Annotated in this window: 13 protein-coding genes; 12 read left to right on the plus strand and 1 reads right to left on the minus strand. The window is 62.4% G+C overall.

Annotated elements, in window-relative coordinates; all coding sequences use genetic code 11:
- The first annotated feature begins 14 nt into the window (after positions 1–14).
- The 11 genes from aroB to VFV96_15290 all read left to right on the plus strand — a co-directional run bounded on the left by aroB (position 15) and on the right by VFV96_15290 (position 14,517).
- Complete coding sequence (gene aroB, locus VFV96_15240) at positions 15–1,127, plus strand: 3-dehydroquinate synthase (protein ID HEU5071759.1); 1,113 nt, start codon at positions 15–17, stop codon at positions 1,125–1,127.
- Complete coding sequence (locus tag VFV96_15245; GenBank protein ID HEU5071760.1) at positions 1,124–1,720, plus strand: hypothetical protein; 597 nt, start codon at positions 1,124–1,126, stop codon at positions 1,718–1,720. The genes aroB and VFV96_15245 overlap by 4 nt, the downstream gene beginning before the upstream one ends.
- A gap of 6 nt (positions 1,721–1,726) precedes the next feature.
- Positions 1,727–4,618 (plus strand): bifunctional fucokinase/fucose-1-phosphate guanylyltransferase, encoded by a 2,892-nt coding sequence (locus tag VFV96_15250; protein ID HEU5071761.1) that lies wholly within the window; start codon positions 1,727–1,729, stop codon positions 4,616–4,618.
- A 128-nt stretch (positions 4,619–4,746) separates the two neighbouring features.
- The gene (locus tag VFV96_15255) at positions 4,747–5,313 is read left to right on the plus strand and encodes an aminodeoxychorismate/anthranilate synthase component II (GenBank protein HEU5071762.1); all 567 of its coding nucleotides are present in this window, start codon (positions 4,747–4,749) and stop codon (positions 5,311–5,313) included.
- 33 nt (positions 5,314–5,346) lie between these two features.
- Positions 5,347–6,141, plus strand: coding sequence for a TlpA disulfide reductase family protein (locus VFV96_15260; GenBank protein HEU5071763.1), 795 nt, complete (start codon positions 5,347–5,349; stop codon positions 6,139–6,141).
- Positions 6,142–6,237: 96 nt separating this feature from the next.
- On the plus strand, positions 6,238–6,513 hold the full coding sequence (locus VFV96_15265; GenBank protein HEU5071764.1) for a hypothetical protein: 276 nt from the start codon (positions 6,238–6,240) through the stop codon (positions 6,511–6,513).
- A gap of 86 nt (positions 6,514–6,599) precedes the next feature.
- Positions 6,600–8,060, plus strand: a complete 1,461-nt coding sequence (locus VFV96_15270; GenBank protein ID HEU5071765.1) for an ATP cone domain-containing protein — start codon at positions 6,600–6,602, stop codon at positions 8,058–8,060.
- A gap of 206 nt (positions 8,061–8,266) precedes the next feature.
- Positions 8,267–11,989: a DUF2723 domain-containing protein gene (locus VFV96_15275; GenBank protein HEU5071766.1), complete on the plus strand. Its 3,723-nt coding sequence runs from the start codon at positions 8,267–8,269 to the stop codon at positions 11,987–11,989.
- Positions 11,990–12,065: 76 nt separating this feature from the next.
- Entirely contained in the window at positions 12,066–12,620 is a 555-nt protein-coding gene (gene grpE / locus VFV96_15280; GenBank protein ID HEU5071767.1) for a nucleotide exchange factor GrpE, read from the plus strand.
- Complete coding sequence (gene dnaJ / locus VFV96_15285; GenBank protein HEU5071768.1) at positions 12,607–13,743, plus strand: molecular chaperone DnaJ; 1,137 nt, start codon at positions 12,607–12,609, stop codon at positions 13,741–13,743. Before grpE ends, dnaJ begins: the two co-directional genes overlap by 14 nt.
- Positions 13,744–13,752: 9 nt before the next feature.
- Positions 13,753–14,517: an RsmE family RNA methyltransferase gene (locus VFV96_15290; protein ID HEU5071769.1), complete on the plus strand. Its 765-nt coding sequence runs from the start codon at positions 13,753–13,755 to the stop codon at positions 14,515–14,517.
- Here VFV96_15290 and VFV96_15295 read toward each other — a convergent pair.
- On the minus strand, positions 14,481–15,605 hold the full coding sequence (locus VFV96_15295; GenBank protein ID HEU5071770.1) for an SAM-dependent methyltransferase: 1,125 nt from the start codon (positions 15,603–15,605) through the stop codon (positions 14,481–14,483). The genes VFV96_15290 and VFV96_15295 overlap by 37 nt on opposite strands.
- Before the next feature lie 53 nt (positions 15,606–15,658).
- Between VFV96_15295 and VFV96_15300 the strand changes: the two genes are divergently transcribed.
- The gene (locus tag VFV96_15300) at positions 15,659–16,753 is read left to right on the plus strand and encodes a type IV pilus twitching motility protein PilT (protein HEU5071771.1); all 1,095 of its coding nucleotides are present in this window, start codon (positions 15,659–15,661) and stop codon (positions 16,751–16,753) included.
- Positions 16,754–16,755: the final 2 nt, after the last annotated feature.

Below are 16,755 nucleotides of genomic sequence, written 5' to 3' on the forward strand. Positions count from 1 at the left end.
CTTATCCTGCGGGCGTGCGCACTGTTCAAGTCCCGCTGGGCCAACGCAGTTACCCGATCAAGATCGCTCCGAAGTTTCTGTCCCGCCTCGGCGAAGAATGCCGGCGCCGGCAACTCGGCCAGCGCTGCGCCGTCATCACCGACGCGACCGTCGGGCCGCTGTTCGCCCCGCGGGTGCTGACCAGCCTGAAACGCGCGGGCTTTGCGCCCGTGCTCATCACCGTCCCCGCCGGTGAAACCGCCAAACGTCTCACGAACGTCCAGCGCTGCTACGATCAGCTGGCGGCCAACCGATTGGAACGGCAGTCGTTCATTGTGGCGCTCGGGGGCGGCGTGGTGGGCGACCTCGCGGGTTTTGTGGCGGCCACGTATTTGCGCGGCATTCCGTTCGTGCAAGTGCCCACCACGTTGCTGGCGCAGGTGGACAGTTCGGTCGGCGGCAAGACCGGCGTGAATCTCAAGGCGGGCAAAAATCTCGTCGGCGCCTTCCATCAGCCGCGGCTTGTGTTGTGCGACCTGGACACGTTCCGCACGTTGCCGCCGCGCGAATACCGGGCCGGCCTCGCCGAAGTCATCAAATACGGCATCATTTACGACGAACCGCTTTTCCGGCGGCTCGAGCGCGACCTGCCGCAACTCCTGCGCCGGCAAACGGCCCGGCTGGAACCTGTCATCGCCCGATGCTGCGAAATCAAAGCGGAAGTCGTGGCACAGGATGAAACCGAGGGCGGGTTGCGGGCGATTTTGAATTTCGGCCACACGATTGGCCACGCGCTCGAGGCGATTTCGAGTTACGGCCAATATCTCCACGGCGAGGCCATCTCGATTGGCCAGATCGCGGCCGCTCAATTGTCGGTGACACTGGTCGGGTTGCCCGCCGCCGACGCCGCGCGGATCACGACGTTGTTCCGGCGCGCGGGATTGCCCACCAGGGTGACGCTGTCCGCCCGCCGGCGCCGCGCCCTGTTTGACGCGATGCGGCTCGACAAAAAGGTCAGTGCCGGCGAGGTGAAATTCGTGCTGGCCCGGCGCATCGGAAATGTGGTCTGGGGCCAGCGCGTGAGCGACGCGCAGATTCACGCCGCATTGGACGCCGTCGGCGAACGTCAACCGCAACGCCACACATGAGCTCGGTCAGCGAAACCATCGTCCGCGAATACTTCGAGCTGCACGAGTTCCTCGTGCGGCAGCACCGCAAATACATCGCGCAGACCAAACGCGAGGATGACGACATTGATTTCTTCGTCCTCAATCCGCACCCGCAAAAATCCGCGGCGCCACTGCCCTTCGTGCTGAGCTCGGGGGATTTGCCGCGCGTGGAGCGCGCCATCGTCGTGGTGAAGGGCTGGCACACGGAGACATTCAGCCCGGCGGTCCTGATGAATGCGCCCGAAATTTTTCGCTTCGTTGAACCGGCCACGTTCAAACAGGCGGCCCGGGCGTTTGGCGAGGAGGGGACGCCGCTGAAAATCCTCGTTGTGCCGGCGCTGCCACAGGGCGCCGAGGCGCGCGACCAAAGCGTTGCGCTGCTGCGCGCCAAGGGCATTGATGCCGTGATCCCCTTCCGCACCATGCTCGCAGAATTGATCGAGAAGACCGAAACGAACCGCAACTATCAGAAGTCGGACCTGCTCCAGGTGGTGCGCATTCTGAAGAACTACGAGTTCTTCAAGGAACCGCAGATGGAGTTGTTCAAGCCGCGGAAGGCCCGGCGCTCCTGAGTTCGCATGGCTTGTCCCATCCAGCGCCTGCTTTCCCTGCCGCCGGGCATGGCCCGCGAGTTCGAAACGCTCGAAGCCAAACCGCGTCCAGCGTGGTTTGCCACCAGCGATCCCGCCGGGCACAAGCTCGGCTCGGGCGGCGGCACCGCGCATTTGCTGGCCGAGGCCTGGCGGCAAACCGGCGCGAGCCGGAGCTTCGGTGACTGGCTGGCGGCCAGCCGCAAGCTGCTCATCCACGGCGGCGGCCAGAGCCGGCGCCTGCCCAGCTACGCGCCGGTGGGCAAACTGCTGCTGCCCGTGCCCGTGTTCCGCTGGTCCTACGGCCAGCGCCTCGACCAGACCCTGCTCGACGTGCAATTGCCCGATTATGAGCGGGTGCTGGCGCACGCCGGTCCCCGAACCGCCGCCATGATCACCAGTGGCGACGTGCTGCTGCGTTTCGCGCGCGAGCTGCCGCCGTTTCCGGACGTGGATGTGTTGGGCCTTGGCATGTGGGTGACGCCCGAGAAGGCCCGGGATTTTGGCGTTTTCTTTTCCCCGCGCGCCCGGCCCACGGAACTCGCGTTCTTTCTGCAAAAGCCGGAGCCGGCGACAATTCGGAGCCGTGCCGGACAGTTCTTTCATCTTGTGGACACGGGCATGTGGCTGCTCAGCGGACGCGCGGTGCGGGTGCTGATGGCGAAGTGCGGCTGGCAGGAGGCGGGGCAGCAATTTGCCGGCGCGACCGCAAGTCAATATGAGCTGTATGCGCAATTCGGCCTCTCGCTGGGTTCGCAACCGCAGGTGCCCGATCCGGAAATCGCGTCACTGACCTCCGCCGTCCTGCCGCTGCCTGAGGCGGAGTTCTATCACTTCGGCACCAGCCGACAGTTGATCGAGTCGGTGGCTGCGCTGCAAAATCTCGAACTGGATGAAACCAAACTCGGCCTCGTGGGCGCCAAACGCCATCCGGACCAGTTCGTGCAGAATGCGCAGTTCGACTATCCGCTGAAACTGGAGGAGAACCATACCCTGTGGATTGAAAACAGCGCGGTGCCGGCAACGTGGCGGCTTGCCCACGAACATGTATTCACCGGCGTGCCGCCGAACGCCTGGGATTTGCGGCTGGAGCCGGGCGTGTGTCTGGATTTTGTGCCCGTGGGCGGGACAGAAGTCTGCCTGCGCGCCTACGGTTTTGAAGACACCTTCAGCGGCGCGTTGAGCCACGCCGGAACCCAATGGTTTGGACGCCCGGCGGCCCAATGGTTTGCGGCCCGTGGCATTGCTCCCACAAACGCTGGCGAGGGCGACATCCAACTCGCAAAGCTTTTTCCAGTCCTCACGCCGGACGCCATCGATCCCCGGTTCATCGAATGGCTCTTTGCCGCGCAGCCCGTCGCCAATCCACAGTTTGCGCAGCGCTGGCTCGGCGCGCGCCGGCTTTCGGCGCAGGATCTCGGTGAGCAGGCCAATCTGCGCCGGCTTTACCAGCAGCGCGACCACCGCCGCCGCGCCTGCCTCGAACCGCTGCTGCGCAATGGCCGCTGGAGCGTTTTTTACCGGCTCGACCTGCAGCAGACCGCCCGCGATTTTGCCCAAACCGGCGAACCGTTGCCGCCGGCCGATTTGCACGACGACGATGAGCCGCTGCATTTCGTGCATGACGAAATGTTTCGCGCCGCGGTGCAGCGGGAACGGCAGGACCCAAACTGGCCGGCACACGAGGCGAAGGCCTTTGCGCTGCTGCGGGAGATGATCATCCGCGAGACGCAACTTTCGCCCGCGGTGCCCCGTGCGTGTGTGCAGGAAGACCAGATTGTCTGGGGCCGCAGTCCGGTGCGGCTGGACCTGGCGGGCGGCTGGACGGACACGCCGCCCTATTGTCTGGAGCACGGTGGGCAGGTCCTCAACCTGGCCGTGGACCTGAACGGGCAGCCGCCGATTCAGGTATTCGCCAAGCTGAGCGCGCGTCTCGAACTGGTGGTGCGCTCGATCGATCTGGGCGTGGAGCAGCGGCTCACCTCCTACGAGCAACTGGACACGTTCGCGGAACCGGGCAGCGAGTTTGGTCTGGCCAAGGCGGCCCTGGCGCTGGCCGGTTTTCTGCCCCGGTTTCACGGCGACAGCGAATTCCGTTCGCTGCCCGAACAACTCCGCACTTTTGGGGGCGGCATCGAGCTGTCCATGCTGTCCGCCGTGCCGAAGGGCTCGGGGCTCGGCACAAGCAGCATTCTCGCCGCCACGCTGCTTGCCACGCTCGGCGATTTGTGCGGGCTGGGCTGGGACCGGCACGCGCTGTTTCAACGCACCCTGGCCCTGGAACAGATGTTGACCACTGGCGGCGGCTGGCAGGATCAGGCGGGCGCCATCTTCGGCGGCGTGAAGCTGATCGAGACATCCGCCGGGCTGGCGCAAACGCCCAAGGTCCGCTGGCTGCCGAGCACCTTGTTTGGCGCCGGTCACGCGAACACAACCGTGCTGCTCTACTACACCGGCCTGACCCGCCTGGCGAAAAACATCCTGCAAGAAATCGTGCGTGGCATGTTCTTGAACTCGCCCGCGCATCTCCGGATTCTGGAAGAGATTGGCGCCAATGCCGGCCGTTGCTTCAACGCCATCCAGCACTGTGATCGGGCCGGGCTTGAAGCAGCCATCCGCACCAGCTGGCGGCTGAACCAGGAACTCGACGCCGGCACGAACCCGCCCGAAGTCGCCGCCGTCCTTGAATGCATCGCCCCGTGGATGGCTGCCGGCAAATTGCTGGGCGCCGGCGGTGGCGGCTTCCTGCTGATTCTGGCGCACGTCGAAACCGCGGCCCGGCACATCCGGCAGACATTGACCAGCGCCCCGCCCAATCCGCGCGCCCGCTTCGTGGACGTGACCTTGTCGGAAGCCGGACTGGAATTGACGCGCAGTTGAAGCGGTTGCGGGTCGGCCGATATTCACCGGCTTCTCATTACCGGCTCCCGGAGGCCGGATTTCCCCGGCGCGAGGTCAAGGGTTTCTCCGGGATTGCAACGACGCTTTTCGCAGGTAAATTCCCAACCATGTTGCTGGTCATCGATAACTACGATTCGTTCACCTATAACATCGTCCAGTATCTGGGCGAGATGCAGGTGAAGATGGAGGTTTTCCGCAATGATCAGATCAGCATTGACCAGATTCGGGCGCTGAAGCCGGAGCGCATTTTGGTGTCGCCCGGCCCGTGCTCACCGCGCGAGGCGGGATTGTCCAACGAAATCATCCGCGCGTTTGGCCCGACGACGCCGCTGTTTGGCGTATGCCTGGGCCATCAATGCATCGGCCATGCCTACGGGGCCAACGTCATCGTCAACAACCGCATGATGCACGGCAAAACCTCGCCCATCCGGCATAATGGGAAGGATTTGTTCGAGGGGATGCCGAATCCGTTCGAGGCCACGCGCTACCATTCGCTGGTGATCGAGCGCAGCACCCTGCCGGACTGCCTTGAAATCACGGCCGAAACGCAGGAAGGCGAAATCATGGGCGTGCGGCACAAGGAATTTCCGGTCTGGGGCGTCCAATTCCATCCGGAAAGCATCCTGACCGAGAACGGTCGCACCATTCTGCGGAACTTTTTGAAACTGCGCTGACCCATCCCGGCGCGCCAGCGTCTTAATATTGCCATGAAGCGGCTCATCTTGATTTGCACCCTGCTCTGCCTTTGCCTGTCGGCCTGGGCGGAGCAGGTGAAGCTGGACACGCTGAAGGTGGGCTCACGGACTTACAAGAAGGTGACGGTGCTGGGCTTCAATGCGACGGATCTTTATTTCACGCACTCCAAGGGCATCAGCAACGTCAAGCTCAAGCATCTCCCGCCCGAGCTGCAAAAACGCTTCAACTACGACGAGGCCACCGCCACCGCGGCTGAACAGCAGCAAATCACGGACAACGCGGAGTTCAACAAACAGTTGGTGGTCGCCATCGAACAGAACGCCGCCCGCGAGAAGCAGGCCGAACGCCGGAAGGAGATGACCACGGAAGCGAACCTGGCCGACCCGCTGTCCGATAAATCCCCCATCGGCCGGCCCCTGCCCGAGTTGAAGGTCGAGCGCTGGATCGGCGGCAAGCCCGACGCGCGCGAGAAGTTTCAACTGATTTACCTGTGGGCGCCGTGGAGCTACGCCTCCCGAACGTTTCTGCCCGATTTCAATGCATTGCAGGAAAAGTTCTCCAAGGAGATCGCCTTCTCTGGTCTCGTATCCGAAAAGACAACCACCGATCCCGAAATCGAGGCCGGCGTGCATGCGGAATTCCCAGTCGCCATCGACCCGACGGAAAAATTCATCGACGCCCTGGGGGTGACCAGCCTGCCCCAGGCCGTCCTCGTGGATCCCAAAGGCATCGTCCGCTATCTCGGTCATCCCGCAGCGCTGAACGAAAAGCGCCTGCAGACGCTGGTGGCGCGCTTCGCTCAATAGGCCATCGCCTCGTCTTGAACGTTTGTTCACCTGTTCAGAACATATGGTTGCGGCATGCTCATCCCCCGTTAAGCCCGTCAATTCCAACGTCACTCCATGAATGCCGCGCCCGCCTCGTTCGCTGTTGCCGCCAGTTCCTGCACATCCCCGGCCCTGCCCCCCGGGACGGCCAACACCGTCTGGTTGCAGCGGACGGCCCTTTACCGGGAATTCCTGGCCGAGCGCGAAGAAATCCTGCGGCTAAAGTGGATTGAATCGGAAAAAGCCGGCCGCGACATCGGCTTTGAAAGCGCGCTGACCGAATGGGTGGTCCGGCACCGGGCACACTGGCGCAAAGCCCGCCAGCACGGACGAACCGCTCCCCCTGGCTGAAGCCGCCCCCGTTCCTTTCAGCCGGCACTGGGCCGCGGCGGAAGACCGGTTGAGTCCTGTCGGCGTTCCGGTATTCTCGGCCAGCCATGGCTGTGGAGAATCGCATCATCAAGGTGCAGAAACGGAACCGGGCGCTGGTCCGGTTCGATCTGGCGCGCATCCGCAACGCCATCCTCCGGGCGGCCGCGTCGATTGGAGGTTTTGCGCGCGACCATCATCCCGGCATCAACGACCGGATTTTCCAGGCGTGCGGAGATGACGCGGCGATTGCGGATTTTCTGACCGACATCGTGGTGGTCTGTTTGAATTCCGAGCCGCATCACCTCATCGCCAATTTCCCGCCCACCATCGAGATCATCCAGGATGAAGTGCTGCACGCCTTGCGCAGCCACGGCTTTCAACACACGGCGGACGCCTACGCCTGCTACCGCTGGTGCCGTCACTGGTTGCGCGAGGGAGCCATCACGTCCGGGCAATTCGTCGGGAACGGCTTCCCTCATGAACATCTGCGCACGGTCGATGCGTGGAATCAGGAACACGGCTGCGCTTCGGTGGCCGCCTTGAATGAGATCACGCGCGCCGGGCGCATCCGGCAGCTCATCGAAGCCTCCCTCGCCCGTTACGAAGCCGCGCTGGACGACGCAGCGCAACGGATGACCAAGCGGCTGGCGGACGGCGACCGCATCCGGTTGATGTGGATCAGCGGGCCGAGTTCCTCGGGCAAGACGACCACCACCGTCAAGCTGACGGAGCGGCTGCGTCGGCACGGACTCGAGTTCTTGATGCTGAACCTGGATGATTATTTCTGGCCGCTGGTGGAACACCCCACCGACTGGATCAATGACCGCAATTACGAAACTCCCGAGGCCCTGGACATCCAGTTGCTGAACGCGCACCTGACGGCGTTGCTGGCCGGCGAAACAGTGGAGAAACCCCAGTTCGATTTCAAGGAGGGGCGACGCACCGGCACGAAGCGTGTCAAGCTGGAGCCCGGCCAGATTCTGCTGCTGGACTGCCTGCACGGGTTGTATCCGCCCATCACTGAAGGCATTCCCGCCCGGGTTCAGTTCCGCGTTTACATTGAGAATCTGAATGTCATCCACGAAGGCGATGGTTCCAACGGCCGGCGCATTCCGTTCACCGACCTTCGGCTGATGCGCCGCATGTTGCGGGATGCGCGGCATCGGAATCACAGCCCCTTGCGCACAATTCTGCACTGGCACTACGTGCGGGCCGGCGAACTGTTCAGCATCATTCCGCTCCGCGGCCTGGCCGATGTGGTGATCGACGGCGGATTTCCCTTCGAACTGGCCGCGCTCAAGCCGTTGTTCATGCAGAACGACGGCATGCTTCCGGCGGAAGCGGACTTTCACGATTATCCCGGATTTGTCGATGCGCGGATTCGGTTCAACCGGCTGCGCGTGCTGCTCGAATCCGTCACCGGCCTGGGCGCGGCCGAGGTCGCGTCCGCGGACCTGATCCCCGGGGACGCCGTCCTCCGCGAGTTCATCGGCGGCAGCACCATCCGCATCCCGCACAACGAGTAAGGTTCCGCGGGAACGGCTCGTTCTGGCCGTTCCAGGGAAGGACCATTTTCAAACGCTTTGCGGCGCAGGCTGTCAATGTCTCCAAATGCCGAAGGTGGGCAGCCCAATTGGTCCGGTCTTTTTGAATGGACAAACCGGGGGGTTCTCCCTCAACTGGACCGCTCGAATTTTGCGCGCCGTCTAGCCACATCAATTGAATCAATCGCATGGATAAATCGAAGTCAGCCAAGGAAAAGACTTTGAACGCACCCGCCCAACCGGTCGCGCCGGCCGGCAAACCAGCTTTGTTTAGGCGGATTGACTGGCTGACGTTCCTGATCGTCACGGTCATCGTCATGACCGGCTACTGGCTGACCATCGCGCCGGACCTGACGCTGGAGGACTGCGGTGAACTCGCCACCGGCTCCTTTTACGCGGGCATTCCGCATCCGCCCGGCTATCCGGTCTGGACCCTTTACACATATCTGTGGGCGAACTTCGTGCCGTTCCACAACATCGCGTGGCGCGTGGCCATGGGCGAAGCCCTGGCCGGCGCGCTGGCCTGCGGTCTGGTTGGCTTGGTTGTCTCGCGCGGCAGCAGCATGATGATCGAAGGCATCGAGGGGCTCAAAAACATCGATCGCCGCTGGGAAAACGCCATTTGCATGGTTTCGGGGTTCGTGGCCGGCATGTTGCTCGGTTTCAACGGCTACATGTGGAGCCAGTCGGTCATTGTCGAGGTGTATGCATTCAGTTTGTTGTCGTTCATGGGCGTGCTCGCCTGTTTGTTGCGCTGGATTTATACCCCGCAGAAGCGGCGCTACCTTTACTGGGCCTTTTTCATCTACGGCATCTGCTTCACCAACCACCAAACCCTGATCGTGGCCGCAATGGGGTTGGAAGTCGCCATCGCCGCGGCGGATTTCCGCATGGGCCGGAGCCTCTTCCTGTGGAACAGCGTCGCCTATCTCTGCGGCCTCATTCTGCGGGGTGAGCAGATGATGTTCGTGGACACCACCCAGATGGTCTTCATTATTTTCAATGTGGTGGGCGTCTGCTCCATTGCCGCCTACCTCGCGTTTGCGGTGTTGACCCGGATCTCCTTCCCGGAACTCGCGCGCGATTTCGCGTTGCTGGCTTTTTTCGCCTTGCTGGTCAGCATTCCCGGCCTGGGTGGCATGGCCCTGCTCCTGGCGGCGGTCGCCCTGGCCGGCCTGATCAAGTTTGGCTGGGACTCGCGCAAGCAAGGTCAGGAATGGCTGGTCGTGGCCGGTTGCGGCGCCTTGTGGCTGGCCGGCGCCTCCTTCTACCTCTACATGGCGCTCGCCGGCATGAGCACCCCGCCCATGCAATGGGGCTACCCGCGAACGGTGGAGGGTTTCATTCACGCCCTGACCCGCGGCCAATACGAAAAGATCAGCCCGACGGATGTTTTCGGCGATCCACTGCGGTTCATCATGCAGTTGGGCATCGTGGGCGAAGGGGTCGTGGATGAATTCAACTGGGTCTATACGTTGCTGGCGCTCGTGCCGCTGCTGTTCTTCTTCCGCATGCAAAAACGGGAGCGGGCGTGGATGCTGGGCCTGGTCGCGGTTTACCTGTGTCTCGCCGTGTTGCTGGTGGTGCTTGTCAATCCCTCCACGGACCGCCAGTCGGTGGAAATTTCCCGCGTCATCTTCACCGCGTCGCATGTTTCGGTGGTCATTGCCATCGGCTACGGCCTGACATTGATTGCCGCCAGCCTGCTCGCCGAATACCGCACGTTCCGGCTGTGGGGGCTGATTGGTGGTGCGCTCGGGGCGGCCCTGGCATTGTATGCGCTGGCCAACGTGGCGCATGACATGTCCGCCGGTCTCACCGGCATGAGCGCCATCCAGACGTTCTTCCACGCCATCGGCCGCGCCTTCCAGCCGCATCAATACGGACTGCCGGTTTTTGCGGGCCTGCTGTTGCTGGGCCTGACCGTGGTATTCCTGATCAATCTGCTCCTCGGCCGCGAACGGCCGCATCTGGGCGTTGTGCTGGCCGTGTTCGCCATCATGCCACTCCATTCGGTGATGTCCCACTGGGCGGACAACGAACAGCGCAACCACCTGTTCGGCTACTGGTTTGGCCACGACATGTTCACCCCGCCCTTCGTCGGCAAGGACCACAAGCTGACCTATGATACCAAGGAGCGGACCGCGTTGATGAAGGACCCCAAACAGGCCAGCCTCATCTATCCCGAAATGGACCGCAATGCGGTGTTGTATGGCGGCACGGATCCAGGCCGCTTCTGCCCGACCTACATGATTTTCTGCGAGAGCTTCATCCCGCCGAGTTGCAAGCCGCGCGATCCGAATTTCGACCGGCGCGATGTTTACATCATCACCCAGAACGCCCTCGCGGACGGCACTTACCTGATGTATATCCGCTCGCAATACAACAAGAGCGCGCAGATTCAATACGACACGCCGTTCTTCGAGGACGTTTTCCAACGCCTGACCATCCGCGATCCCAAGGAGCGCGAATACCGGACGAACTGGCTGTCCAAAATCGCCTACGATTACCTGGACAAGCCGTTCATCGCGCTGGGCGACAAGATTGAGAAGCGCCGCCGCGAGGAGGGCGTTTATCCGAAGAACGAAATCTACATCGCCACGCCCGAGGATTCCGCGCGCTGCTTTCAGGAATACATGAGCGATGCGCAACGGCGCATGCAGTTGAACCAGCTCCGCCCCGGTGAGGATGTGCGCGTGGTCAAGGATCCGAACGGCGTGGATCGCGTGCAGGTCTCCGGACAAGTGGCGGTCATGGCCATCAACGGGCTGCTGACCAAGGTGATGTTCGACCACAATCCCACGAACGAATTCTTCGTCGAAGAGAGCTTCCCGCTGGACTGGATGTATCCGCACCTGACGCCCTACGGCATCATCATGAAAATCAACCGGCAGGAACTCCCCACGCTGTCGGAGGACGTCCTGAAGCGTGACCACGAGTTCTGGGCGAATTATTCCGAACGCCTGATCGGCAACTGGATCACCGACGACACGCCCATCAAGGACATCGTGGACTTCGTTGAAAAAGTTTATCTGCGGCACGACTTCACGGGCTTCAAGGGCGACCTGAAATTCGTCCGTGACGATCAGGCGCAGAAGGCCTTTTCCAAGCTCCGCAGCTCGATTGCCGGCATCTACGCGTGGCGCCTCGGGTTGTCCGCCAATTCCCCCACGCCGCCGGAATACGTGGCCAAGTCGCCCGCCGAACGCGAGCGCCTGCTGAAGGAGGCGGACTTCGCCTTCAAACAGGCCTTCGCCTTCTGTCCTTACAGCCCCGAAGCCGTGTTCCGCTACATGCAGGTGCTGCTCGGCAACAACCGCCTCGACGACGCCATCTTGGTCGTGCAGACGGCGTTGAAGCTCGACCCGTATAACTCGCAGCTGGCCGACACGCTCAAGCGCCTGGAAGGCTTCAAAGGCAACGCGGGCAAGATCAGCGAGGTGCAGTCGAACATTCAAAAGCTCACGGTCGAATATCAAAAGAATCCGACCAACTTCCAGACGGCACTGAATCTCGCCGGCGCCTATTTCAGCATCGGCCAGACGAGCGCAGGCGCCACCGTGCTGGACGAAATCGTGAAAAGTCCGCACGCCACGCCGGAAGCCATTCTCGCCGTCGCCCAATACCAGGTGCAATCCCGCAACTATCCCAAGCTCGAAGAAGCGCTCGAACGCCTGACCCAGGTGGAACCGGATTCGCCGGAGGCGTGGTATGACCTCGCCGCGTTGAAAGCCACGCTGGGCAAAATGCCCGACGCCACGGCCAACCTGAAACAAGCCATTCAACTCAGTGACGCCCGCCTGGCCACGAACACGCAATCGCGCGACCTCCGCGGGGAGGCGGCCAAGGATCCGCGCTTCCAGATGATGAAGGACTTGCCGGAATTCAAGGCGCTGCTGACGAAGCCTTGAACGGCAAACGGCTTGCACACGGCTGCCACGGTTGCCGCGGCAGCCGTTTTCGTTTATCATCCGCCCGCATTTTTCGATGAGCAAACAACCATCAGAACCCGCGACCAGCGGGGCGCCGGCCGGCCCGGCCGGGCTGACCCCGGAGCAAGTCAGTGAATTGCAGGCCCAGGCGGCCAAAGCCGCCGAGCATTGGGACCGCCTGCTGCGCGCCACCGCCGACTTCGACAATTACAAGAAACGCGCCGCGCGCGAACGACAGGACGCCATCAAATACGCCAACGAAGGGCTGATGCAGAAGCTGCTGCCCGTGCTGGACAATTTCGAGGCGGCCCTGAACGCCGCGCAATCCACCAGCGGCGACAACGCCCAGTCACTGCTGACCGGCATCTCAATGATTCACCAGCAGCTCAAGTCGGTGTTGACCGAGGCCGGACTTGAGGAAATTGAGGCGCACGGCAGGCCATTCGATCCCAACCTGCACGAAGCCGTTTCGCAGGCCGAGTCCAGCGAGCATCCGGAAGGCAACGTGATGCAGCAGCTCCGGCGCGGTTACCGGCTGCGCGACCGGTTGCTCCGCCCCGCCAGTGTCGTCGTCGCCAAAGCCCCCTCCCCCGCCCATGGCCAAGCGTGACTATTACGAAATCCTCGGCGTGAACCGTTCGGCCAGCGACGAGGAAATCAAAAAGGCCTACCGCAAGCTGGCCGTGAAATACCACCCGGACAAAAATCCCGGTGACAAGGTGGCCGAGGAAAAATTTAAGGAACTCGGCGAGGCTTACGAGGCCCTCAGCGACCCGCAAAAACGCGCGGCGTATGACCAATACGGCCACAGCGCCTTCGACCCGCGGACCCGGGCCAGCCGGGGCGCGGGCGGGTTTCACGATCCCTTCGACATCTTCCGTGAAGTCTTCGGCGGCGGCGGGGGCGGCAGCATCTTTGATGAATTCTTCGGCGGCGGGCGTTCGGACCCCAGCCAGCCGCAACGGGGCGACGACCTGCGGTTCGACCTGGAAATCACGCTGGAAGAAGCGGCCCACGGCTGTGAAAAGGAGATTTCCATTCCCCGCGCAGATCGCTGCGACACCTGCCGCGGCTCCGGCGGTGAGGAAGGCTCCAAAATCAAAACCTGTCCCACCTGCGGCGGCCGGGGACAGGTGCTCACGTCGCGCGGCATTTTCAGCATCGCGCAAACGTGTCCCGCCTGCGAAGGCGCGGGCCGGGTGATCGAGAAGCCCTGCCGGGCCTGTCGGGGCTCGGGCCGGCGCGAAAAGCTGACCAAAATCAACTTGCGCATTCCAGCCGGCGTGGACACGGGGGCGCGCTTGCGCTCCTCCGGCAACGGCGATGCCGGCTTGCGCGGCGGACCGCCAGGCGACCTCTACGTGGTGCTGCGACTCAAGCCGCATGATGTTTTCCATCGCGACGGCGACGACCTCCTCTGCGAGGTGCCCATCAGCTTCGTGCAGGCGGCGCTCGGTTCGGAAGTGGAAGTGCCGACCTTGGAAGGCGCTGCAACGGTGAAAATCCCACCGGGCACCCAGCCCGGCACGATCTTCCGGCTCAAGGCCCGGGGGGTCAAAAACCTGCAAGGCTACGGCCACGGCGATTTGCACGTGCGGGTGAACGTCGAAGTGCCCACGCGGCTCAACGCGGAACAAAAGCAAAAGCTTGAGGAATTCGGCGCCCTCTGCAACGGCAAGGAAAGCCCGCTGATGCAAAGCTTCCTGGAAAAGGCGAAAAAGTTCTTCCGCTGAGCCATCGCCATGCGCCGCTTCTTTGTCCCGCCTGAACAAAGCCGGGGAGAAGTCTTCGATCTGCCCGAGCGCGAAGCCCGTCACGCAACACAAGTGCTGCGCCTGCAGCCCGGGGACACCTTGGAAGTGCTGGATGGTTGCGGCGGTGTGTTGCGGTGCGCCGTCGAAACGGCAACCAAACGCAGCGTGCGGGTGCGGGTGCGGCAACGCGATTACCGGCCTCCCCTGGCCTGCGCGATCACGCTGGTGCAGGCGATTCCCAAAGGCCCCGCATTCGAGACCATTGTGCAAAAGGCCACCGAACTCGGCGCCGCCCGGGTCATCCCCTTGCTCAGCGAACGCGTCGTGGCGCACTTCGCGGCCAAGGACGCCCCTGCCAAGGTGGACAAATGGCGCCAGATCGCCGTGGAAAGCATCAAACAATGCGGCTCGCCCTGGTTGCCGGAAATCACCCCGCCCGTGTCCTTTGCGGAGTTGTTGAAATCACCTCCGGCAAGGGACGTCAGCGTCGTGTGCGCGCTGCCCGAGTCACGCCGCAGCCTGCGGGCCGTGGCCGAAAACTATCGTCGGGAAAGGCACCGGGAACCGGGCAGCGCCGCGCTTTGGATTGGTCCGGAAGGTGACTTCACACCCGCCGAATACGCTGCCATTGAAAAAACTGGCGCATTGCCCATCTCCCTGGGCCCGCTGGTGCTGCGGGCTGACACAGCGGCCATCGCATGCCTCGCTTTGGCAAATCAGGAATGGCAGACCCCGGCCTCGGCGCGCGATTGAACCAGCACCCGGAAGCTATGTCCCAAATGCGCGGGATGAGTTAACGTCTGGAACTGCCGCGTGCGCCGGGCATCCCACGCGCCAAACGCCGCGTCCGGCTGCCACGCTTCGGCCGCAATCCGCGTCAGAAACCGCTCCTGTGATTCCAGCAGGTCAGTCGTCAAACCGGCAGCCCTTCCCACGGCTTCGATGCGGCCGAAATTGACGTGCGCGGTGATGTCCTGCTCGCCGGGATTGGCCAGCACATCATCCACGTGCTGGTGGTGGCGATACGCTCGCAGCGTTCCACGGGGCCGTTCCGCGAGCACCATTTGCTCGTTCTCAAAGCCGTAATCACAGGTAACGAGTTTGCCGCAGCGCAGCCAGCCCGCCGCGCGTCGCCACCAGTGTTCCGCGGCTTCATTGACTTCCACCACGCAGCCATCCGGCAAAACCTCCAGAAGCTCCGGAGCGGAGGGCAGCCGCTGCGCCAATGACGGCGCGGGCGCGGTCAGACGCGTCCAGCGAAAACCCGCCCCCTCCACCGTGACCCCCCATTCGAACCATTGGCGGCGCACGGCATCCCAACCAAAGCGCCGCACCGGCAGCGCGTCAAGGAGTTCGTTGGCGAAGACGACCGTGAATTGCGGATCGCGGGTTGCGGATTGCGGATTGGGGAAGTCATCCCGCCATCGGACCTGTGCTGAAAAATCCGCGAGCGCTGCCTGCTGCCATTCGCGGCGGCGAAGCGAAGGTTCCAGAATGCAATACTCTGTCCGCTCCAGCAATTCCGGCCGCTGCCGCCGAAGCCAGTTCAAAATGTCGCCGGCCAGCTTCCCGTCATGCGCGCCCGCCTCGACAATCTGCAATCCGCAATCCCCCAGTCGCAATTCCTCCCACCAGCGGGCAAACTGAAACCCCAGCAGTTCCCCAAACAGCGGCCCCACGCTGACGCTGGTATAGAAGTCCCCGCCGCGGCCAATGTTGTCCTTTTCCGTTTCATAAAATCCACATTCAGGACAATACAGCGCCAGCTCCATGAACCGGGCAAAGGGAATTGGCCCGTGTTTGGCAATCTCATCGTTGATAATCCGGGGCAAAAGGGGCATTCCTGAAGGTGTGGTAAGGATTTAGCTAATAGCCGGGCAGCTTTCGGAGTTATATGGCAAAAATCGACGCATTCTTCAATTTGATGTTCGAGCAAAAGGCTTCGGACCTGCACATGGCGGCCGGCAATCCGCCGATGCTCCGCATCAATGGCGAACTGCAGCGCGTGGACTACCCGCCGCTTGAGAGCGACACGCTCAAGCAAATGCTCTACGAGATCACGCCGGAATATAAGGCAAAAATTTTTGAAGAAACCGGCGACGTGGACTTCGGCTACGAAATCCCGGGCCTGTCGCGGTTCCGCGTGAACTTCTTCAACCAGAAGAACGGCGTGGCCGCCGTGTTCCGCCAGATTCCCTCGAAGGTGCTTTCCTTTGAAGATTTCGAGAAGTTCGATGCGCCGATGCCCGCCGTATTGAAGAAGTTTGCCATGCTCCACCGCGGGCTGGTGGTCGTCACCGGACCCACGGGCTCCGGCAAATCCACCACGCTCGCCGCCATGATGGATTACGCGAACAAGAATCGCAAAGACCACATCATCACGGTGGAGGATCCGATCGAATTCGTGCATGAAAGCAAGAACTGCCTGGTGAACCACCGGGAAGTCGGCATTCACACCAAATCATTCGCCGCCGCCCTGCGCGGCGCCCTGCGCGAAGACCCGGACATCATTCTCGTCGGCGAAATGCGCGACCTGGAAACCATCGAACTGGCCCTGGTGGCCGCGAGCACGGGTCACCTGGTGTTCGGCACGCTCCACACGCCCAGCGCGGCCAAGACCGTGGATCGTATCATTGACGTGTTTCCCGCCGACCAGCAAAACAAGGTCCGCACCACCCTTTCCGAAGCGCTCAAGGGCGTCATTGCGCAGAACCTGTTCAAGCGCGTGGACAAGAAGGGACGGGTGGCCGCATTGGAAATCCTGGTGTTCAACACGGCCGTCGCCAACCTTGTGCGCGAAGGCAAAACGCACCAGATTCCCGGCATGATTCAGGTGGGCAAAAAATACGGCAACATGCCGCTGGACGATTCGATCATGGAACATTTGCGCATGAAGCGCATTTCGCCCGAGGAAGCCTACGACAAAGCGATCGACAAGAAGAAATTCAAGACCTTCCTGCCTCATCCGCCGGAGGATGACGAAACCTGATT

This window comes from Verrucomicrobiia bacterium (genome assembly GCA_035765895.1).
GTDB lineage: Bacteria > Verrucomicrobiota > Verrucomicrobiia > Limisphaerales > DSYF01 > DSYF01.